The organism is Nonomuraea soli, assembly GCF_013761175.1.
Taxonomy (GTDB): Bacteria; Actinomycetota; Actinomycetes; order Streptosporangiales; family Streptosporangiaceae; genus Nonomuraea; species Nonomuraea soli.
Genome location: NZ_JACDUR010000010.1, coordinates 267179 through 287370, shown reverse-complemented (window position 1 = coordinate 287370; position 20192 = coordinate 267179). Strand labels below are relative to the sequence as shown.

Annotated in this window: 17 protein-coding genes; 9 read left to right on the top strand and 8 right to left on the bottom strand. The window is 70.5% G+C overall.

Annotation, left to right across the window (positions count from 1 at the left end; genetic code table 11):
- The first annotated feature begins 73 nt into the window (after positions 1 to 73).
- The gene (locus HNR30_RS42885; protein ID WP_181615950.1) at positions 74 to 820 is read left to right on the top strand and encodes an N-acetyltransferase; all 747 of its coding nucleotides are present in this window, start codon (positions 74 to 76) and stop codon (positions 818 to 820) included.
- On the opposite strand, the gene HNR30_RS42880 is transcribed toward HNR30_RS42885, so the two are convergent.
- Together HNR30_RS42880 and HNR30_RS42875 are read right to left on the bottom strand one after the other, a co-directional pair.
- The gene (locus tag HNR30_RS42880; protein ID WP_220134641.1) at positions 775 to 1095 is read right to left on the bottom strand and encodes a hypothetical protein; all 321 of its coding nucleotides are present in this window, start codon (positions 1093 to 1095) and stop codon (positions 775 to 777) included. The genes HNR30_RS42885 and HNR30_RS42880 overlap by 46 nt on opposite strands.
- Complete coding sequence (locus tag HNR30_RS42875) at positions 1092 to 1526, bottom strand: VOC family protein (protein WP_181615949.1); 435 nt, start codon at positions 1524 to 1526, stop codon at positions 1092 to 1094. Before HNR30_RS42875 ends, HNR30_RS42880 begins: the two co-directional genes overlap by 4 nt.
- 70 nt (positions 1527 to 1596) lie before the next feature.
- On the opposite strand from HNR30_RS42875, the gene HNR30_RS47085 reads away from it, so the two are divergent.
- Positions 1597 to 3639 carry a serine/threonine protein kinase gene (locus tag HNR30_RS47085; RefSeq protein ID WP_220134640.1) on the top strand — a complete coding sequence of 681 codons (2043 nt, stop codon included), beginning with the start codon at positions 1597 to 1599 and terminating at the stop codon, positions 3637 to 3639.
- Positions 3640 to 3654: 15 nt separating this feature from the next.
- Positions 3655 to 5601 carry a beta-propeller domain-containing protein gene (locus HNR30_RS42865; RefSeq protein ID WP_181615948.1) on the top strand — a complete coding sequence of 649 codons (1947 nt, stop codon included), beginning with the start codon at positions 3655 to 3657 and terminating at the stop codon, positions 5599 to 5601.
- Here the strand turns inward: HNR30_RS42865 and HNR30_RS42860 are convergent.
- Positions 5585 to 6796 carry an MFS transporter gene (locus tag HNR30_RS42860; protein ID WP_312895041.1) on the bottom strand — a complete coding sequence of 404 codons (1212 nt, stop codon included), beginning with the start codon at positions 6794 to 6796 and terminating at the stop codon, positions 5585 to 5587. The genes HNR30_RS42865 and HNR30_RS42860 overlap by 17 nt on opposite strands.
- A gap of 111 nt (positions 6797 to 6907) precedes the next feature.
- Here HNR30_RS42860 and HNR30_RS49775 point away from each other — a divergent pair, with 111 nt between their 5' ends.
- Positions 6908 to 9805, top strand: a complete 2898-nt coding sequence (locus HNR30_RS49775; RefSeq protein WP_181615946.1) for a M36 family metallopeptidase — start codon at positions 6908 to 6910, stop codon at positions 9803 to 9805.
- A 410-nt stretch (positions 9806 to 10215) separates the two neighbouring features.
- On the opposite strand, the gene HNR30_RS42850 is transcribed toward HNR30_RS49775, so the two are convergent.
- The gene (locus HNR30_RS42850; RefSeq protein WP_181615945.1) at positions 10216 to 11502 is read right to left on the bottom strand and encodes an aspartate aminotransferase family protein; all 1287 of its coding nucleotides are present in this window, start codon (positions 11500 to 11502) and stop codon (positions 10216 to 10218) included.
- Positions 11503 to 11588: 86 nt separating this feature from the next.
- On the opposite strand from HNR30_RS42850, the gene HNR30_RS42845 reads away from it, so the two are divergent.
- Positions 11589 to 12536: a GntR family transcriptional regulator gene (locus HNR30_RS42845; protein ID WP_181615944.1), complete on the top strand. Its 948-nt coding sequence runs from the start codon at positions 11589 to 11591 to the stop codon at positions 12534 to 12536.
- Positions 12537 to 12555: 19 nt separating this feature from the next.
- On the opposite strand, the gene HNR30_RS42840 is transcribed toward HNR30_RS42845, so the two are convergent.
- From HNR30_RS42840 to HNR30_RS42830, 3 genes are read right to left on the bottom strand one after another with little or no spacing between them, the layout of a single operon-like run.
- Positions 12556 to 13026, bottom strand: a complete 471-nt coding sequence (locus tag HNR30_RS42840; RefSeq protein ID WP_246380201.1) for a GNAT family N-acetyltransferase — start codon at positions 13024 to 13026, stop codon at positions 12556 to 12558.
- Positions 13027 to 13081: 55 nt separating this feature from the next.
- Positions 13082 to 14824: a glycerol-3-phosphate dehydrogenase/oxidase gene (locus HNR30_RS42835; RefSeq protein WP_181615943.1), complete on the bottom strand. Its 1743-nt coding sequence runs from the start codon at positions 14822 to 14824 to the stop codon at positions 13082 to 13084.
- Positions 14825 to 14833: 9 nt separating this feature from the next.
- The gene (locus HNR30_RS42830) at positions 14834 to 15598 is read right to left on the bottom strand and encodes a DeoR/GlpR family DNA-binding transcription regulator (RefSeq protein WP_181615942.1); all 765 of its coding nucleotides are present in this window, start codon (positions 15596 to 15598) and stop codon (positions 14834 to 14836) included.
- A gap of 86 nt (positions 15599 to 15684) precedes the next feature.
- Here HNR30_RS42830 and HNR30_RS42825 point away from each other — a divergent pair, with 86 nt between their 5' ends.
- Genes HNR30_RS42825 through HNR30_RS42810 form a run of 4 tightly spaced genes read left to right on the top strand, consistent with a single transcriptional unit; the run spans position 15685 to position 19574 of the window.
- On the top strand, positions 15685 to 16557 hold the full coding sequence (locus HNR30_RS42825; RefSeq protein ID WP_181615941.1) for an SIS domain-containing protein: 873 nt from the start codon (positions 15685 to 15687) through the stop codon (positions 16555 to 16557).
- Positions 16554 to 17681, top strand: coding sequence for an N-acetylglucosamine-6-phosphate deacetylase (gene nagA / locus HNR30_RS42820; RefSeq protein ID WP_181615940.1), 1128 nt, complete (start codon positions 16554 to 16556; stop codon positions 17679 to 17681). The genes HNR30_RS42825 and nagA overlap by 4 nt, the downstream gene beginning before the upstream one ends.
- Entirely contained in the window at positions 17678 to 18757 is a 1080-nt protein-coding gene (locus HNR30_RS42815; RefSeq protein WP_181615939.1) for a 1-phosphofructokinase family hexose kinase, read from the top strand. Before nagA ends, HNR30_RS42815 begins: the two co-directional genes overlap by 4 nt.
- A gap of 1 nt (position 18758) precedes the next feature.
- Entirely contained in the window at positions 18759 to 19574 is an 816-nt protein-coding gene (locus HNR30_RS42810) for a class II fructose-bisphosphate aldolase (protein WP_181615938.1), read from the top strand.
- Here the strand turns inward: HNR30_RS42810 and HNR30_RS42805 are convergent.
- A complete protein-coding gene (locus HNR30_RS42805; RefSeq protein ID WP_181615937.1) occupies positions 19571 to 20137 on the bottom strand; it encodes a TetR/AcrR family transcriptional regulator in 567 nt (188 codons plus the stop codon). The two genes, HNR30_RS42810 and HNR30_RS42805, sit on opposite strands and share 4 nt — an antisense overlap.
- Positions 20138 to 20192 lie beyond the last annotated feature (55 nt).

Genomic DNA, 20192 nt, shown 5'->3' with positions numbered 1-20192 from the left:
AGGCCCGGATGATCGGTAGTGACGCCCTTCTACCGCGTTGCGCCGGCGTGATCGGTGCACGAAGATCACGCTCATGGCTCTCCGCGTCACCACCCTCGCCGAACGGCCCGAGCTCGCCGCGGGCCTCTGGACGATGGACAACATCTGGCCGGAGTTCATGATGCACGACCCGCTCGCCGACCTGTTCTACCCGTTCTGCGAGCGCCTCTACGCCGACTATGTGCTGGTCGCCGACGACGACACCGAACCAGGCAGGCTCGTCGCGCGCGGCTGTTCCATGCCGTTCACGATGAGCGGCGACGACCTGCCCGACGACGGGTGGGACGGCGTGATCAGGCGCGGCTGGCTGGCACGCGAACGAGGCGTCACCCCCGACCGGATCTCCGCGCTGGAGATCACCGTCCGGCAGGACCTGCTCGGCAGGGGCCTGTCGGGCCTGATGCTCGCCGCGATGCGCGACAACGCCGCCCGGCTCGGCTTCGGCGAGCTCGTCGCGCCCGTCCGGCCCAACCGCAAGCACCTGGAACCGCTGACACCCATGGCGGAGTACGCCTTCCGCACCCGGGACGACGGCCTGCCGTACGACGCGTGGCTGCGCGTCCACGTGCGCGCCGGCGGGCGGATCGTCAAGGTGGCGCCGCGCTCGATGACCGTGTCGGGCACCCTCGCCGAATGGCAGGGGTGGCGGGGAACGGGGTTCGAGCGCAGCGGGACGGTGACGGTCGACGGCGCCCTGGCGCCGGTGCACGTCGACCTCGACCACGACCACGCGGTCTACGTGGAGCCCAACGTGTGGGTGGCGCACCCGCTCACACCGTGACGGACTCGCCGGGCTCCAGCAGGTGCAGCGGCGATCCGCTTCACCACCTCGAGCGAGGCGTTGTCGCCGCTCACATCGACGACCGGCAGGCCCTCGCCGGAGAGCACGAAACCGGTCACCTCGCCGACCAGGTGCTCGGTGCCGTCGGGGCCGTGCTGGTCGTGGGAGAGCAGGATCACGTCGGCCCGCTCGGGCGCGAAGGCCGGGCCCGAGGTCCTGGTCAGGCCGCTGCCCACCGGGTAGTGGCCAGGCGTGACGAGCGCACGCCGGCTCACGTGATGCAGAGCTCGTTGCCCTCCGGGTCGGCGATCGTGACCCATTTGTGCACCGGCCCCTGCTGCCCTTCGTGCAGAACGGTCGCGCCGCGTGCGACGAGCCGCTCGACCTCCGCCTTGACGTTGTCGGCCCCGACCCTGACGTCGAGGTGGACGCGGTTCTTGACCGTCTTGTCCTCGGGCACGAGCTGGAAGAGCACCCGCGGCGCCCGCTCGATTCCCTCCGGGTGGCGGATGGCGGCGCCTTCCTTCCACACGAGCGCGCCCCTGTGCGTGATCGTGTCATCGTCCTTCGCATGACCCTGCTCGATCATGCTCCGGATGAACGCGGAGTCCTGCGCCTCCACCTCCCACCCCAGAGCCTCCGCCCACCAGTCGGCCAGAGCGTGGGGATCGTGCGAATCGACCGTCACCTGGAAGTCGTAAGCCATGCCGGGGACCCTACCCAGCCGCCCCGACAAAATTGTCCTCACGCAAATGGGCAGGTAAGAATGGGCCCCTATGACAGCGTTCGCCCCCCTCAGACCATCGGACCCGGAGCGGCTGGGAGATCACCGCATCCTCGGCCGCCTGGGCGAGGGCGGGCAGGGCGTCGTCTATCTCGCCGAGAACGCCGAGGGCCGGCGCGTGGCCATCAAGTGGCTGCGCGCGGAGCTGGCGGGCGACGAGGTGAGCGTCACCCGGTTCATGCGCGAGGTCCAGGTGGCCGAGCGGGTCGCGCCGTTCTGCACCGCCGCCGTGCTGGCCAAGGGGGTGGAGCAGGAACGCCCCTTCATCGTCAGTGAATACATCGAGGGCCCGTCGCTGCAGCGCATGGTCCTGGACGAGGGGCCGCGCTCGGGCAGCGCCCTGCACCGCCTGGCCGTCGGCACCGCCACCGCGCTGGCGGCGATCCACCAGGCCGGCATCGTGCACCGCGACTTCAAGCCGGCCAACGTGCTGCTGGCCGCCGACGGGCCCCGCGTCATCGACTTCGGCATCGCGCGGGCGCTGAACGCGAACGTGACGATCAGCAACATGCCGGTCGGCACCCCCTCCTACATGGCGCCGGAGCAGATCATGGGCGAGCAGGTGGGCGCCGCGGCGGACCTGTTCTCCTGGGCCAACACCATGGTGTTCGCCGCCACGAGCCAGGCGCCGTTCGGCAACGACACCATGCACGCCGTGATCAACCGGGTGCTCAACCAGGAACCCGACCTCGGCAACCTCGACGGGCCGCTGCGGGACGTGGTGGCGCAGTGCCTGAGCAAGAACCCGGCGATGCGCCCGACCGCCGAGCAGGTCATCATGCGCCTGCTGCAGCACCCGTCGGCGGCGCCCGTGGCGCTGCAGGACGCCGCCGCGGCGGCCGCAGGCCCTCCCTCGCCGATGACCGGGCCCGCACCGATGCCGGCCGCCCAGCCGTACCAAGGACCACCCGGGCCGCAGCAGGGGCCGCCGGGACCGCACCAGCAGGCACCACCGCCGCAGCGGGAGGCGCGACCCGCCGCACGGACACCCTCGCGGAGCGGCTCCAGGAAGGGCCTGCTCGTCGGCGCCGTCACCGCCTTCGTCGCCGTCCTGGTCGCGGGCCTGCTGATCCTGGCACCCTGGAAGCCGGCGTCGCAGACGACGCCACCCGTGGCGCAGCCCACCCAGACCGCGCGGCAGGAGCAGCAGGTCACCGCGGTCCGCCTGCCCGGCGGCGCCGCCACTCTCTACGAGTCGGCCAAGGACCCGGTCAGGCTCACCTCCTACGAGATCAGGAACGAGTCCGGGGAATGGGCCGACTACGCCCGTGCCTCGCTGACCGGCACTTTTGCCCCGCAGCCCAAGCACTGGGAGTCGCTTGTCTCCCCCAACGGCCGTTACCTGGCCGGCCGGGCGCGCAACTACACCGAAGACGGCTTCGACCCGGTGAACATCATCGACAGGAAGAGCGGCGAGACCTTCACCGTCAAGACCGTACGCGAACCCGCGGGAGCCCAGGTCAGGGGCTGGTCGCGTGATGGCACGAAGGTCCTGCTCAACGTGGAGCGCCAGATCGACGGCGCCTGGGCGCACCTCGGCTTCGCCGTGCTGGACGTGAAGACCAGAAAGGTCAAGATCACTCAGGTCGCCAAGAGCTCAGGGCTGGCTCCGTTCGGCTGGGACGGCACCGACGACGGCGTCGTCACCTGGGACGAGCGGGCCAGGGCGCTGGTCTTCTACGACCTCGACGGCAAGCGCACCCGCACGCTCAAGGACCTGGGCACCCTGCCCGCGGGCACCGACCGGCTCTTCTCCCCCAGCGGCTCCACGTTCGTCACCACCTGCCCCGGCGGCGAGGAGCACTGCGTCTGGGACACCGCCTCGGGGAAGAGGAAGCAGAGCTTCACCTCCGACTGCGACAAGGTCCTCGGCTGGTACGACGAGCACCACCTGTACTGCTGGGAGCTCAACAACGGCAAGCAGTACGAGGTCCAGGTCGTCGACTTCGAGGGCAAGGCCGTACGGCGGCTGCTGGAGAGCAGCAAGGCCCTGTCGATCAGTCCGGTCTTCACCGTGAACCCCCGGACCTCCTGATTCGTGTAGAGGGACATGAAGTTGATCCGTACGGCAGCAGCGGCCGCAGTCCTGGCGGCCGCCTGCGCCGCGTGCACCTCCTCGGCGCCTGCGGCCTCCCAGAAGCAGAGGCCCGCCGCCGTGGCGAACATCCGGCTGGTCTCCTACAGCAGCTGCGACGACATGCTGGCCGGCCTGCGCGAGAACGCCGTCAAGAGCGTCGGGCCGTACGGCTTCGGCGGCGGCATGATGTCCTACGGCGACATCGCGATGGCGGAGAACAGCGACGCCAGGGCGGCCAAGGACACCGGCGGCGGGGGCAACTCCCCCGAGCACTCCACGACTAACGTGCACGAGGCGGGCGCCGACGAGCCCGACCTGGTCAAGACCGACGGCAACCGCATCGTCACCGTCCACCAGGGCACCCTGCGGATCATCGACACGGCGAGCAGGCGGGTGACGGCCTCGCTCAAGCTCACCGACGACCAGAACGGCGGCTACGCCCCCGCCGACCTGCTGCTCCAGGGCGACCGTGCGCTCGTGTTGATGCAGAACTTCGAGCCGATGACCAAGGACAGGATGATCGCCGACTACGTCGGCGCGATGTCCTCGAAGTACATCCTGGTCGACCTGGCCGGCGGGCAGCCCAGGATCCTTTCCACCATCAAACCGCAGGGCTCCCACGTGGACGCCCGCATGGTCGGCTCGACCGTCCGCCTGGTGACACGCAACCAGCCGACGATCGTTTCCCCGCAGGCCCGCGGCGACGTCTCCGAGGAGGAGATGAAGAAGGTCAACCAGAACGTCGTACGGCAGGCGCCGATCGACGCCTGGTTGCCCAAGATCGAGATCACCGACGCGTCGGGCGCCACCAGAACCGACAGCCTCAAGTGCGAGCGGGTCAGCCACCCCGCCGACTACACCGGCACCTCCATGCTGACCGTGCACACCCTGGACCTGGCCCAGGGCGTCACCGCGAGCGGGACCGACCCGATCGGCGTGGCCGCCGACGGCGACACCGTCTACAGCAACGGCGCCGGTTTCTACGTGGCCAGCAATCCGCGCTGGTGGTTCCCCATCCCGTGGGGTCCCGCCGACGCGGGCAGGCCGCGCTCGTCGGCGACGCCTGCCGTACCGACGGAGGAGACCGAGGTCCACCGCTTCGACATCAGCCAGCCCGGGGCGCCGCGCTACGTCGCCTCGGGCAAGGTGCCGGGGCGCCTGCTGAACCAGTACTCCCTGTCGGAGCACGAGGGCAACCTGCGCGTGGCCACCACCCAGGCCACCGCCGAGACGAGCTCCAGCGGCGTCTACGTCCTCAAGGCCGACACCATGGCCAAGGTCGGCGAGGTCACGGGCCTGGGCAAGGGCGAGCGCATCTACTCCGTGCGCTTCATGGGCCCGAACGGCTACGTCGTCACCTTCAAGCAGGTCGACCCCCTCTACACCCTGGACCTGCGCGACGCCGCGGCGCCCAAGGTGACCGGCGAGCTGAAGATCACCGGCTACTCGGCCTACCTGCACCCCGCGGGCGACGGGCGCCTGATCGGGCTGGGCCAGGAGGCCAGCGAGAAGGGCCGCACGATGGGCACCCAGATCTCGCTCTTCGACGTCTCCGACCCGGCCAACCCCAACCGGCTGTCGCAGCTGTTCCAGAAGAACTCGGGCTCCGAGGCCGAGTGGGACCCGCACGCCTTCCTCTACTGGCCCAAGTCGGGCCTCACGGTGATCCCGCTCAGCTCGCACGACGTCGGCAACGGCACGTCGGAGAGCGGAGCGATGGTGCTCAACGTGAGCGACTCGGCGGTGACCAAGGTCGGCATGATCAAGCACCCGATGATCAAGCAGGACCAGTACTCCTACGAGCCCAGCATCCAGCGCACGATCGTCATCGGCGACTCGCTCTGGACCCTCTCGGAGAAGGGCTTCCAGGTCAACGACATCAACACGCTGGCCGAGCAGGCGTTCATCCCGCTGTCGTAGGCACCGCGAGTTTCCTGAGGTCGCTGCTGCTCACCGCGACCGCGCAGGCGAGCAGCAGCACCACGCCCAGCACGACCATCGCCCACGAACCGCCGAGCACCTGCGCCAGCACGCCGCCGACGAGCGGGCTGAACGGCACCAGCCCCATCGACGCGGCCTGCATGAGCGCGCCGACCCTGCCCATCATGTCGCCGGGGACGAGGGTGGCCAGGATGGTCTTGAGGGCGACGTTCAGGGCGGGTACGGCCAGCATGGCCAGCACCATGGGCACGACCGGCCAGTAGGAGCCGAGCGGCAGGGCCCCGGCCAGCATGCACAGCGCGAAGAGGGTCAGGACGTACAGGAACATCATGCCCGCGGGGGCCAGCCGGGTGACCCGCGGCGCGATCAGCGCGCCGAGCAGCCCGCCCACGCCCAGCGACCCGATCACCACGCCGCTGGCGACCGGATCTCCCGCCCTGACCATCAGCGGCAGCATCATGGCGTTGACGGTCAGGTTGGCCATCAGCCCCAGCCCGAGACCCGCCCTGATACCCCGGTGCCCCCACAACCACCGCAGGGCCTGGCCCGCCTCCTGGCGCATGCCCGGCCGCTCCGCCGACGGCCTGGGCGCCCGGTGCGGCAGCCTGACCGCGGCGAGGCAGGCCATCGCGACGAGGAAGCTGATCGTGTCGACGAGGAACGGCACGGCGCGGCCCACGGTGAACAGCACACCGCCCAGCGGAGGACCGCCCAGATTGGCGGCGTGGCTGCGGGCCTCGTCCTGGGCGTAGGCGCCGGGCAGCTGGACGGCGGGCACGACCTCCCTGATCGCCACCTGCTGCGCGGGCTCGAAGAAGGCGCCCGCCAGCGAGCCGATGATCGCCGCGGCGAAGACGTGCACCAGAGTGATCGAGCCGAGCAGGATCGCGACGGTCACCGACCCCCAGCAGACCATCTGCACGGCCAGCGAGGCCAGCATGACCTTCTTGAGCGGGTGCCTGTCGACCCAGACGCCGGCCGGGACCGAGATCAGCGTGCCCGCCGCCAGGCCGGCGAAGGCGACCGCTCCGGCGAACGCCGACGAACCCGTGATGGCGATCAGGAGCAGAGGGAGTGCCAGCCCGGTGATCGCCGAGCCGAGCGACGACACCGCGCCGCCGATCCACAACATCTGGTACGGAAGATTCCGCCTTAAAGGTGGATTGTCAGGCACTCGCCGATCATCGCCGCTGATCAAGGGCGGTTCAACCCTTCCCGCCCTTTTTGGACCTTTACGCGCTCTAGTCAGGGTGTTACTTCTGACGAATCAGAGAGGAGACCACCCATGTCCCCGCGATTACGCGTATTCGCCACCGCGATCGCAGCACTCACCCTCACCTTCACCCTCGTCAACACCGCGGAAAGCCAGACCACCGCAGCCGCGCAGCAGGTGCCACCCGCCCCACAGGGCGACCACCACGCCGACAAACCGGACCTGGACAACCGCAAGGGCCAGGTGGCCCCGCCAGGCCAGGCACGAAGGCCGGCCACCGCCACCATCCGCTGGAACAACCTCGGCACACCCGCCGTCGTCACCTCCGACCAGCCGCTCGCCGAAGGCCTGCCCGCCGACCCGAACCAGGCCGCCCGCGCCTACCTCAAGGCCAGCGAATCGCTCTTCGGCCTGCCCGCCGAAGCGGTCGACGCCCTGGAGACCGTCGCGGTCAACCCCATCGGCGACGGCCATGCCGTACTGCTGCGCCAGAAGTTCGGCAGCCTGCCCGCCGGCATCGACGGCATGGTCAGCGTCGGCGTCAACGGCGGCAAGGCCCTCTTCGCCTCCTCCAGCCTGTCCCGCGCGACCGGCGCCCCGCCCGCCGCGGCCATCACCGAGCAGCAGGCCCTGGAGATCGCCGCCCGAGACGCCGGCATCGACCCGGCCGCCGCCACGACCAAGCTCGTCACCGCGGTCGCCGTACCCGCCCCCGACGGCGTGCACAGCGCCTTCCAGGTCACCCTCATCGGCGGCGAGCAGGGCTTCACCACCCACGTCGACGCCGTCAGCGGCGCCATCCTGACCAGGGAAGGCCTCGCCGACCAGCACGCCGACCCCGACAACCCGTCCTGGCAGGCCTTCCCCGCCAACCCGCCCGCCGACTACTCCTCCACCGACACCCGCCAGAAGTGGTGCTTCACCGCCGGACCCGGCTGCGGCCTGGTCGTCGGCGGCGACCCCGCCACCGGCCTGGCCTGGGACGTCGACCACACCACCGGCACCCCGACCCTGACCAGCCTCGGCAACGCCGCCAAGACCTACGAGAACCGCGCCAACGGCGACCCGTTCTCCGTCGGCACGCGCACCAACGCCCCCTCCGCGACGCGCACCTACCACTACCCGTGGCAGAACACCTGGTACACCGCCAAGTGCAACCCCGCGGTCTTCGACACCGCCGGCGAGAACGACCTCGAAGCGGCCATCTCCAACCTGTTCGCGATGCACAACCGCATGCACGACTGGTCCTACCGGCTCGGCTTCACCGAGACCGCGTGGAACATGCAGGTCAGCAACGGCGACCGCGGCGGGCTCGGCAACGACCCCGAGCAGGGCAACGCCCAGGCCGGCGCCCGCGTGCTGTCCGTACGCGACAACGCCAACCAGATCACCGGACCCGACGGGGTCGCCCCGATCACCAACATGTACCTGTGGCAGCCCATCGCGGGCGCCTTCTACGCACCCTGCGTCGACGGCGACTACGACATGTCGGTCATCGGGCACGAGTACACCCACGCCATCTCCAACCGCATGGTCGCCGGCCCCAACGCGGGCCTGTCCGGCGCCCAGGCAGGCGCCATGGGCGAGAGCATCAGCGACCTGTTCGCCATGGAGTACCTCTTCGAGAACGGCTACCGCCCCCGCGGCAACACCCCGTACGTCACCGGCGGCTACGTCACCGGCGACGCCGAACGCGGCATCCGCAACTACGACATGTCCAAATCGCCGCTGAACTACAGCGACATCGCCTACGACATCGTCGGCCAGCAGGTCCACGCCGACGGCGAGATCTGGTCGGCCACCCAGTTCGACGTACGGCAGGCCTTCATCGACAGGTACGGCGACGCCAACGCGTGGGTGCAGCGCGCCTGCGCCAACGGCCAGCGGCCCGTCACCCAGTGCCCCGGCAACCGGCGCTGGGTCCAGCTCCACTTCGACGCCTTCCTACTGACCGCGGTCGGCACACTCAGCATGGTCGACATGCGCGACGCCATGCTCGCCGCCGACCAGATCCGCTTCGGCGGCGCCAACCAGGACATCATGTGGAACGCCTTCGCCCAGCACGGCCTCGGCTCCGGCGCCTCCAGCAACGGCCAGTCCGACCCCAACCCCGTCCCCAGCTTCGTCTCGCCCTCCAGCTCCAACGCCACGCTCACCCTCAAGGGCACCGGCGAGGCGTCCGCCGCCCCCATCCGCCTGTACGTCGGTGACTACGAAGCCCGCGTCGTCCCCATCGCCGACACCGACCCCGCCACCGACCTGCCGGCCACCTTCCAGATGACGCCCGGCCACTACACCTTCGTCGCCGTCGCCCCCGGCTTCGGCCACCGCCGCCTCGACCTCACCGTCCGCCGCGGCCAGACCCGCGACCTGCCCGTCGGCATGTCGCGCAACCACGCCGCCTCGGCACTCGGCGCCACCGCCACCGGCGACGGCGTCAACCACGCCGCCCTCATCGACGAGACCGAGGCCACCAACTGGGCCTCCCTCACCGCCCCGGTCGCCGGCCGCACCATCTCCGTCGACCTCGCCGGCGACACCGCCGTCCAGGTCAGACGCGTCCAGGTGTCGGCCATGCTCAGGACCGCCAACCCCGCCGACCCTGCCGACCCGGCAGGCCAGAACCGGTTCTCCGCACTCCGCTCGTTCGAGGTGCTCGCGTGCGACGCCTCCACCGGCAAGGACTGCGGGAACATCGCCAACTACCGCCGCATCTACGTCAGCCGGTCGAACGCCTTCTCGACGTCACTGCCCCGGCCCCGAGGAGCCGACCTGATCATCAAGTCGTTCGACGTGCCCAGGACCAAGGCGACACACCTCGCCCTTCGCACCCTGACCAGCCAGTGCACGGGCAACCCGCTGTACCTGGGTGAGCAGGACCTGGACCCGAACTCGGCGACCGACTGCGCCACCGCCAGCCCCGCCGCCCCGCACATCCGGGCAGCGGAGTTCCAGGCGTTCTCGCACTAGGAGGTTCCTTCCCCCCGCCCGACCGGACGGCTAGGTCCCTCCGGTCGGGCGCTTCGCGCCAGGCGGGTCGGGTCTGTGACACCGGGGCTCCGCCCCGGACCCCGCACGGGGGGGCCTCCGGCCCCCCGGCACCCCCCGGCCCACCCGTGACGCGCTTCCTGGGTCACCCGCCTGGATCCCACCCGGGTCAGCTGTCCTCGCGCTCCGCGCTCGGGCGTCTCGGCCATGGCCCGGGCTTCGCCCGGGCAACCCATGGTGAGGCACGTCCCTGGCACTGGCCCTCTCCTTCGTCGGTCTTGACCAGGCTCGCTCGGCCATCGAGGAGAAGGGTTTGGGCCGTGGCCTCGCGATGCTTGCCGATCGCAGCGATTCGGCCGTCGGCGACGTCGCGCCGGTCAACCACATCTAGCTCAAGCGCACTCCCCCAGCGCCTTGTCGAGAATGTCGAGCCCCCGCTCCAGGTCCGGCTCGCCGATCGTCAGCGGCGGCGCCATGCGGAACACCCCGCCCATGCCGGGCAACTGGACGATGTTCATGTGCAGCCCCCGCCGCAGGCAGGCTTCGGTGACCTGGTGCCCGAGCCGGTCGGCCGGTTCCTTCGTCTTGCGGTCGACGACCAGTTCGATGCCCTGCAGCAGCCCTCGCCCCCGCACGTCTCCGATGACGGTGTGCCGTTCGCGTAGTTCGGCCAGGCGGGCCGCCATGAGGGTCCCGAGCCGTCGCGCCCGTTCGACGAGGCCGTCGCGCTCGATCACGTCGAGGACCGTGCCAGCGACCATGGCGGCCAGCGGGTCCGACACGTGGGTGGTGAAGAACAGGAAGCCGCGTTCGTGGCAGACCTGTTCGATCTCTGGTGTGGTGATGACGGCGGCGACGGGCAGTCCGGCGCCGAGTGTCTTGGACAGGGTGAGGATGTCGGGCACGACGCCGTCGCGTTGGAAGGCGTACAGGTCGCCTGTCCTGCCGAGTCCGGTCTGGGCCTCGTCGAGGATGAGGAGCATGCCGCGTTCCCGGCACTTCTCCTTGAGCGCGGCGAGGTAGCCGGGAGGGGGTTCGATGATGCCGCCCGACGACAGGATCGGCTCGACCAGGCAGGCGGCCAGGCTGCCCGACGACTGCTGGTCGATGAGGGCGAAGCCGTAGTCGAGCTCGGCCCGCCAGTCGTGGGTGCCGTCGGGGTGGCGGAAGGGCGAGCGGTAGGCGTTGGGGGTCGGCAGGGTGAGGTTGCCGGGTACGGCCGGGCCGTACCCTCTGCGTCCTGCGGAGTACGTCGCGGCGGCCGCTGCCGAGGTCATGCCGTGCCACGACCGGTCGAACGACACGATCTCGTAGCGGCCGGTGTGGAGCTTGGCGAGTTTGAGCGCCGCCTCGTTGGCCTCGGCTCCGGTGGTGAGGAGCATCACCTTCTGGAGCGGGTCGGGCAGGGTTGCGGCCAGGCGCCTGGACACGTCCACGACGGGCCGGGACAGCATGCCGCTGAAGAGGTGGCTGAGTTCCTTGACGCCGCGCGTGACCGTCGCGACGACGTCGGGGTGGCCGTGGCCGAGCACGGCGCTCATCTGGCCTGAGGTGAAGTCGAGGATCGCCGTGCCGTCCTCGTCGAACACGTACGAGCCTTCGGCCCTGCCGATGATGCGGGGGGTGAACCGCGCGCCGTAGCGGAGCACGTGACGGTCCACGTCGGTCCAGAAGTCCATGTCCTGCAAAATAGCCCAATGCCATAGGACAATCCAGGGCGCTAAAATGACTCACCTTCGATGAGACAAAGTCAGGCGGCCAGACGGTGCAGCGCATCACCCTCAACCGGGCCTCGGGCGTGCCGGTTTTTCGCCAGGTCATCGACCAGATCGTGTTCATGATCGAGGCCGGTGAGCTCGCCGACGGCGACCGCCTGCCGAGCAGCCGGCTGCTGGCGGCCAACCTCGGGGTCAACCGCAACACCACCGCGCGCGCCTACGCGGAGCTGCAGCAGTCGGGCTACCTGCGCTCGCACGGCCGCGGGGGGATGACGGTGCGCCGTTCCGCGCAGGCGCGGGAGCACCGGGCCGCTTACGAGGCCGCAGCCGCCGAGCTGACCGGCGCGGTGCGGCGCTGCCTTGAGATGGGGCTGTCGGCCGACGAGATCGCCATGATCGCCTACCAGCAGAGTGTGCACGCCAGGACCACCCACCTGCGGGTGGTCTTCGTCGAGTGCAACGAGGAGCGCGCGAAGTTCTTCGCGGGCGAGCTGTCGGCCGAGGTGAACGCGATGGTGCAGCCCCTGCTCCTGAGCGATCTGGGAACCGGCGACGTCTCCGGCGCCGACCTGGTCGTCACCACGTTCTTCCACCACGCGGAGGTACGGCGGCGCGTACGGGCGATGCAGTTGCCCGGCCCGCCCGAGGTCCTGGCGATCGTGGCCGCCCCGCACATCAGGACCCTGGCGCGCCTGGCCCGCATCCCGAAGGGCCACCGGGTCGGGATCCTCTACTCCACCGACGACCAGGCCGAGGCGATCAGGCAGTCGCTGACGGACACGGGACTCGGCGACGTGCGGGTCCTGCGCGGCGTCGACGATCCCGGGCTCGACGACTGCGACCTGGTGATCGTGCCCAGCGAGAACCCCGATCTCGGGGAGCGGGTCCGCGATCGCGCCACGGTCATCGAGTTCGGGAACGTCCTCGACGCGGCCTCGCGGCGCATGGTCTCCGAGATCGTCGACGAGATCAGGGAGAGCAAGGCGGAGTCCTGACGATTTTTGTCCTATGGCATCAGGCCAGAAGGTCCCGGGTCATGAAGACGCTGTTCGGATCCGGCCGGTAACCCGCGAACGGCTCGCAGTAGACGAACCCGAACTTGGAGTACAGCGCTCGTGCGGGAGCGAAGAACTCGGCCGACCCGGTCTCCAGGCTGACCCGCTCGAACCCGCTGCGCCGGGCCTCGCCGAGGATGTGCTCCAGCAACGCCGAGGCCACCCCGCTGCGCTTCCTGGCCGGCCTGGTGCGCATCGACTTGAGCTCCGCGTGCCGTACGCCTATCCGCTTGAGGGCACCGCATCCCACCAGCTCGCCGCGGTCGTGGACGGTCCAGAACACGACCTCGGGCGAGCGCAGCCCGTCGAGGTCGAGGGCGTGCTTGCTCTCGGGCGGCGAGGTGGCCCGCATGTCCTGGAGGTGTTCGTCCAGGAAGGCGGCGATGTCGGGGCCGCTGAGGTCGTCGACGGCGATGGTCAGGGTGCTCATGGACGTCATTGTTCACAAGGGCGATTTCGCCGGTGTTACCCCCCTGTGAAGAGGATCATGCTCGTTCCGGCAGCACGACGGGGACGATCTCCGGAGCCCCCAGCCTGATCGCGTCGGCCTCCTGGTCGCTGTCCTGCTCCTGCGACAACCGCTCGGCCTCCACCCTCTTGGTGAAGTACTCCACCTCCCTCTTGACCTGCTCGCTGTCCCACTCCAGCGCCCCCGCCATCAGCTCGGCCGCCTCCGCCGCGACGGCGACGCCGCGGTGGAAGGTCTCGATGGAGATGTGGGTGCGCCTGGTGAGCGCGTCGTTCAGGTGCCGGGCGCCCTCGTGGGAGGCCGCGTAGACGATCTCGGCGCGCAGGTAGTCGTCGGCTCCGGACAGGGGCCGTCCCAGCGACGGGTCCTCGGCGATGAGCTCCAGCACCTCCTCGATGAGCGAGCCGTACCTCTGCAGCAGGTGCTCGATGCGGGCGACGTGCAGCCCCGAGGTGTGCGCCAGCCGGTGGCGGGAGTTCCACAACGCCTGGTAGCCCTCGGCGCCGACGAGCGGGACGCGGTCGGTGCACGAGGAGGGCACCCGCTGGTCGAGCCCGTGGGCCACCGCGTCGACGGCGTCCTTGGCCATGACCCGGTAGGTCGTGTACTTGCCTCCGGCGATCATGACCAGGCCGGGGACCGGGTGCGCGACGACGTGCTCGCGCGACAACTTCGACGTCTCCTCCGACTCCCCTGACAGCAGCGGCCGCAGCCCCGCGTACACCCCCTCGACGTCGTCGCGGGTCAGGGGTACGGACAACACCGCGTTGACATGGTCGAGCAGGTAGTCGATGTCGACCCGCGAGGCGGCGGGGTGCGCCTTGTCGAGGGTCCACTCCGTGTCGGTCGTCCCGATGATCCAGTGACGCCCCCACGGGATCACGAAGAGCACCGACTTCTCGGTGCGCAGGATGATGCCGGTCAGCGAGTGGATGCGGTCGCGCGGGACGAGCAGGTGGATGCCCTTGGACGCCTTGACGTGGATCTGCCCGCGCCCGCCGACGAGTTCCTGGATGTCGTCGGTCCACACGCCGGTGGCGTTGACGACCTGCCTGGCGCGGATCTCCACCTCGGTGCCGCCGCCCTCCAGGTCGCGCACGCGCACGCCGGTGACGCGCTCGCCTTCGCGCAGGAAGCCGACGACCTGGGCACGCTGGGCGACGTGGGCGCCGTAGGCGGCGGCCGTACGCAACATGGTCATGACGTAGCGGGCGTCGTCGACCTGGCAGTCCCAGTACTGGATGGCTCCGGTGAAGGAGGTACGGCGCAGCGCGGGCGCCAGCCGGAGCGCGCGGCGGCGCGACAGGTGGCGGTGCCCGGGCACCCCGCGGGTCAGGCCCGAGGTGAAGCCGAGCGTGTCGTACAACGCCACGCCGGCGCCCACGTAGGGGCGTTCCCAGCCGTAGTGGGTCATGGGGAACAGGAAGGGCACCGGCCTGACCAGGTGCGGGGCGATGCGTTGCAGCAGCAGGGCTCGCTCTTGCAGGGCCTCGCGGACCAGCTCGAAGTTGAGCTGTTCGAGGTAGCGCAGGCCGCCGTGGATGAGCTTCGACGATCGCGACGAGGTGCCCGAGGCGAAGTCGCGCGCTTCCAGCAGGCCGACGTCGAGGCCGCGGGTCGAGGCGTCGAGGGCGATGCCCGCGCCGACCACGCCGCCGCCGACCACCACCACGTCGAGCTCTCGGGAGGCCATGGCGGCCAGGGCCGCGGTGCGCTCCGCGGGTCCCAGCCGGGAGCCGCCGGTGACAGTGCCCGTCATAATTCCCCCTTACCCGGCACGGATGACCTTGACCCCGGCCTCGGTGAAACTCGCCGCCAGCTCGTCGGAGAGCAGTTCGTCAGTGATCAACGTATCGACATCCGACAGGGCACAGATACGGGCAAAGGCCCGTCTGCCCACCTTCGAGGAGTCGGCGACCACCACGACCTGGGCGGCGCGGCTGACGAGCAGGTGATTGACGCTCGCCTCGCCCTCGTGATGGGCCGAGGCGCCCAGCTCCGCGTCGATGGCGTCGACGCCGAGGAAGGCGATGTCGAGCGTGACCTGCTCCAGGATGCCGCCGGCCAGCGGGCCGATGAGCTCGTACGACTGCGGCCTGGCCACCCCGCCGGTCACCACGATCTTCACGTGCTGGCGTACGGCGAGCTCGGCCGCGATGTTCAGCGCGTTGGTGACGATGGTGAAGCCCGATTCGCGCTGGGCGAGCACCCTGGCCACCTCGGAGGTGGTCGTGCCGCCGTTCATCCCGATCACCGAGCCGGGCGTGACCAGTTCGGCCGCGGCGGCGGCGATCCTGTGCTTCTCGTCGGCATGCCGCGCGGTCTTGTAGCGCAGCGGCAGGTCGTAGCTGACGCTCTGGGAGACCGCGCCTCCGCGGGTGCGCATCAGCATCTGCTGCTGGGCGAGCTGGTCGAAGTCTCGCCTGATCGTCGCCGTGGAGACGTCGAGGGATTCGGCGGCCTGCTCGACCGTGAGCCGCCCCTCCTCGGCCAGCAGGGCGAGAATCGCGTTCCACCTGTCGTAGCGACTCATGCCGCCAAGACTAGCGAAAGCCAGCTCTGCCCAAAAGTGCTCATTTATGCTATAAAAAGAGCAGAAACCGGCAAAGGAGGCCATGGGTGACCACCCACACCGAAACCGAGATCGCGTCCCAGCCCGGCTGCTGGCAGCGGGCCGTCTCCGAGGTTCCCGCGGACGCGCTTCCGCAGCCCGGCGAGCGGGTCGCCGTGATCGGCTGCGGCACGTCGTGGTTCATCGCGATGGCCTACGCCACCCTCAGGGAGCAGGCCGGACTCGGCGAGACCGACGCGTTCGCCGCCTCCGAGGCCCCGCTCAACAGGAAGTACGACCGGATCCTGGCGCTCAGCCGGTCCGGCACCACGACCGAGGTCCTGGAACTGCTGCGCGGCACCTCCATCAAGAGCACCGCGATCACCGCGGACCCGAACACCCCGATCATGGAGCTCGCCGACCAGGTCGTCGTGCTCGACTACGCCGACGAGAAGTCCGTCGTGCAGACCCGCTTCGCCACGACCCAGCTGGCCATGCTCCGCGCCAGCCTCGGGTTCTCCCTGGACCAGGCCATCGCCGACGCCTCCGACGCGCTCGCCGTACCCGTCTCCGACGACCTCGTGAACGCCGAGCAGTTCAGCTTCCTGGGCAGCGGCTGGTCGGTCGGCCTGGCGCAGGAGGCGGCGCTGAAGATGCGCGAGGCGTCGCGCTCGTGGACCGAGGCCTACCCGGCGATGGAGTACCGCCACGGACCGATCAGCATCGCCGGGCCGAACCGCGTCACCTGGATGCTCGGCACCGCACCCGAAGGACTGCGCGAGCAGGTCGAGGCGACCGGCGGCACGTTCCTGGAGTCGTCGCGCGACCCCATGGCCGAGCTGGTCCTGGCCCAGCGGGTCTCCGTCGCGCGGGCCTTCGCCCGTGGGCTGAACCCCGACGAGCCCCTCCACCTGACGCGATCTGTGATCCTTAGCCCATGAGTCTCACGCTTTCCGACGCCCGTATCGTCACCCCCGCCGGGGTGCACGAGGGGTGGCTGACCATCGAGGACGGCCGCATCACCCACATCGGCCAGGGCAGCGCCCCCGGCCAGGGTCACAGCCTCGGTGGCCGGCACGTCGTACCCGGCTTCGTCGACATCCACAACCACGGCGGAGCCGGCGGCTCCTTCCCCACGGGCGACCAGGCCAGGGCACGCGACGCCGTCGCCCTGCACCTGGCCCACGGGACCACCACGACCATGGCCTCCCTGGTCACCGGCTCGGTGGAGGAACTGGCCGCGGCCACCTCCTCCCTGGCCGATCTGGCCGACGACGGCCTGATCGCGGGCATCCACTTCGAGGGCCCGTACATCAGCAAGGCCCGGTGCGGCGCGCACAACCCCACGATGCTGCGCGACCCGTCGCCCGAGGAGTTCTCCCGCCTGGTCAAGGCGGGACGCGGCCACGTGCGCATGCTGACCATCGCCGCCGAGCTGCCCGGCGCGCTCGACACGATCCGTACGGCGGTCGCGGAGAACGTGATCGTGGCGCTCGGCCACACCGACGCCTCCTACGAGCAGACGATCGACGGCATCGAGGCCGGCGCCACCGTCGCCACCCACCTGTACAACGCCATGCCGCAGCTCGGCCACCGCGCCCCGGGGCCCATCGCGGCGCTGCTGGAGGACCCGCGCGTCACCGTCGAGCTGGTCAACGACGGCGTGCACGTGCACTCGGCGATGCTCCGCCTGGCCTACAAGGCCGCGGGCGCCGGCCGTACCGCCCTGATCACCGACGCCATGGGCGCCACGGGCCTGGGCGACGGCACCTACATGCTGGGCTCCATGGCCGTGAACGTCGCCGACGGCGTGGCCCGCCTCGTTGAGGGCGGCTCCATCGCCGGTAGCACGCTGACCATGGACGTCGCCTTCCGCCGCGCCGTCGAGGAGATGGGCCTGTCGCTGCAGGAGGCCGCCGAGATCGCCTCGCTCACCCCGGCCCGCGTGCTGGGGCTGGCGCACGAGATCGGCTCCCTCGCCGTCGGCAAGCGCGCCGACCTCGTTGTGCTCGACGACACCCTCGTTGTCACCCACGTGATGAAGCAAGGTTCCTGGATTTCATGATCCTCACAGTGACGCTCAACGCCGCCATGGATGTCACCTACTGGGTCGACTCCTTCACCTCCGGCGAGATGAACCGGGTACGCCGGGTCGTACGGCAGGCGGGCGGCAAGGGCGTCAACGTGGCCCGGGTGCTGCACGGCCTGGGCCACGAGGTGCTGGCCACGGGGCTGGCCGGAGGGACGACGGGGGACCTGATCCTCGCCGACCTGGCCGGGGCGGGGATCGCCGCCGACTTCACGGCCATCGCGGCCGAGTCGCGGTCCACGACCGTGGTGCACGACCTGGCGGCGCAGGAGGCGACGCTGCTCAACGAGCCGGGGCCTGCTGTGACGCCGGAGGAGTGCGCGGCGTTCCTGGAGCGGTTCGGGGAGCTGGTGGGGCAGGCGTCGGTAGTGGTGGTGTCGGGCAGCCTTCCGGCGGAGGCGCCCACCACGATGTACGCCGATATTTCGGGATTGGCGGCCAAGCGCGGCGTGCCCGTGATCGTCGACGCCGACGGCGCGACCTTGCTGCGCTCGCTCGACGGCACCCCCACGATCGTCAAGCCCAACGCCTCCGAGCTCGCCGGAGCCCTCCCGGAACTCCCCGACCCACCCTCCGCCTCCCCCGCCTCCGCCTCCCCTGCCTCCGCCTCCCCTGCCTCCGCCTCCCCTGCCTCCGCCTCCCCTGCCTCCGCCTCCACGGCCCCCGGCTCCTCCGGCTCCTCCGGCTCCCCCGCCTCCTCGCGCCTCCCGGCCGAGCTGCTCGGCCATCTCCTCCGCGCCGAGCACCTCCGCGATCGAGGCGCCGGCTCCGTCGTCGTCTCCCTCGGCGCCGAGGGCGTGCTCGCGGTCACCGGCGAGGGCGTGTTGCGCGCCCGCCTGCCGTACCGGGTCGAAGGCAACGCCACCGGCGCGGGCGACGCCCTGGTCGCGGGGCTGGCGCTGGGGCTGGCCGAGGGTACGGCGTGGCCGGAACGGCTGCGCAGGGCCGCCGCCCTGGGCGCCGCCGCGGTGGCGGCTCCGGTCGCCGGCGGGTTCGACGAGGCGGTCTACGCCGAAATTTCACCGGACATCGTGATTGAAGGAGCCTCCTGACATGCCCCTGGTCGGAACCGGCGAGATCCTCGCTTCCAGCACGAACGGCGCCGGCGCGTTCAATGTGATCCTGCTGGAGCACGCCACCGCGATCGTCGCCGGCGCCGAGGCCGCGGGCCTGCCGGTGATCCTGCAGATCAGCGAGAACTGCGTGCGCTACCACGGCGCCCTCGAACCCATCGCGCTCGCCTCCCTGGCCGTCGCCCGCGCGGCGAAGGTGCCGGTGTCGGTGCACCTCGACCACGCGACCGACCGCGCCCTCGTCGAGGAGGCCGTCGAGCTCGGCGTCGGCTCGGTGATGTTCGACGCCTCCCAGCTCTCCGACGCCGACAACGTCGCCCAGACCGCGTCAGTCGTGGCCTGGTGCCACGATCGCGGCGTCTGGGTGGAGGCCGAGCTGGGCGAGGTCGGCGGCAAGGACGGCGTGCACGCCCCCGGCGCGCGCACCAAGCCGCACGAGGCCGTCGCCTACGTCGCCGACACCGGCGTCGACGCGCTGGCCGTCGCGGTGGGCACCTCGCACGCGATGACGACCAAAAACGCCGTGCTCGACCTCGACCTGATCGCCGAGCTGCGCGCCGCCGTCGCGGTGCCCCTGGTGCTGCACGGCTCGTCGGGGGTGCCCGACGACATGCTGGGCCAGGCCGTACGGCACGGCATGAAGAAGATCAACATCGCCACGCACCTGAACAAGGCGTTCACCGGCGCCGTCCGCGAACACGTCGGCAATTCCGTCGACCCGCGCAAGTACATCAAGCCGGGCCGCGAGGCCGTCGCCCGCGAGGTCGCCCACCTGCTCGGCGTCCTGGCCGGTTAGATCACCCGGTCCACCGCCTCCTCCACGATGCGGTGGACCTCCTCCTCGTCATACAGGTCAGGCAGCGTCAGCCGCTCCAGGATGAGCCAGTTGAACGCCAGCATCAGCAGCTTCACCGACGTGTCGTCGCCGGGAAGTCCGGACTCCCGATGGTTGGAGACGTTGAAGTCGACGTCGGCCTTGATGCGCTGCGTGAGCACGGCCCGCAGCTCCGGCCTGCGCGTGGCCTCCAGCCGCAGCTCCAGCAGGGCCAGGAAGCCGGTGGGGAACGCCGAGACCCGGCCCACCACCTCGTGCATGAGCTCCTTCAGGCGCGCGGCGTCGCGTGCCCCCTCGTGCACCGACGCGAGCGTGCCGTCGCTGGGCGTCAGCCGCTCGTAGATGCGCCCTCCCGCCTGCGTGAGCAGGTCGTCGCGGCTGGAGAAGTAGTTGGAGGCCGTGCCCGTCGGCACCTTCGCCTGCGTGTCCACCGCCCGGAAGGTCAGCCCCCGCGCGCCCTCCCGCGCCAGCACCTCGATCGCGGCGTCGATGAGCGCCTGCCGCCTTTCCGGATTCGTCCGCATGTTGACACCACTCCGTCTGTAGTACTAAGTTGAAAGCACTTCAAACACAGTACTA

Bases quoted from the DNA above. Each gene is read 5' to 3' on its own strand.
- HNR30_RS42810 (WP_181615938.1), top strand. From the start codon at position 18,759: ATGCCCCTGGTCGGAACCGGCGAGATCCTCGCTTCCAGCACGAACGGC.
- HNR30_RS42865 (WP_181615948.1), top strand. From the start codon at position 3,655: ATGAAGTTGATCCGTACGGCAGCAGCGGCCGCAGTCCTGGCGGCCGCC.
- HNR30_RS49775 (WP_181615946.1), top strand. From the start codon at position 6,908: ATGTCCCCGCGATTACGCGTATTCGCCACCGCGATCGCAGCACTCACC.
- HNR30_RS42850 (WP_181615945.1), bottom strand. From the start codon at position 11,502: ATGGACTTCTGGACCGACGTGGACCGTCACGTGCTCCGCTACGGCGCG.
- HNR30_RS42840 (WP_246380201.1), bottom strand. From the start codon at position 13,026: ATGAGCACCCTGACCATCGCCGTCGACGACCTCAGCGGCCCCGACATC.
- HNR30_RS42815 (WP_181615939.1), top strand. From the start codon at position 17,678: ATGATCCTCACAGTGACGCTCAACGCCGCCATGGATGTCACCTACTGG.
- HNR30_RS47085 (WP_220134640.1), top strand. From the start codon at position 1,597: ATGACAGCGTTCGCCCCCCTCAGACCATCGGACCCGGAGCGGCTGGGA.
- HNR30_RS42830 (WP_181615942.1), bottom strand. From the start codon at position 15,598: ATGAGTCGCTACGACAGGTGGAACGCGATTCTCGCCCTGCTGGCCGAG.
- HNR30_RS42805 (WP_181615937.1), bottom strand. From the start codon at position 20,137: ATGCGGACGAATCCGGAAAGGCGGCAGGCGCTCATCGACGCCGCGATC.
- HNR30_RS42875 (WP_181615949.1), bottom strand. From the start codon at position 1,526: ATGGCTTACGACTTCCAGGTGACGGTCGATTCGCACGATCCCCACGCT.
- HNR30_RS42835 (WP_181615943.1), bottom strand. From the start codon at position 14,824: ATGACGGGCACTGTCACCGGCGGCTCCCGGCTGGGACCCGCGGAGCGC.
- HNR30_RS42885 (WP_181615950.1), top strand. From the start codon at position 74: ATGGCTCTCCGCGTCACCACCCTCGCCGAACGGCCCGAGCTCGCCGCG.
- nagA (WP_181615940.1), top strand. From the start codon at position 16,554: ATGAGTCTCACGCTTTCCGACGCCCGTATCGTCACCCCCGCCGGGGTG.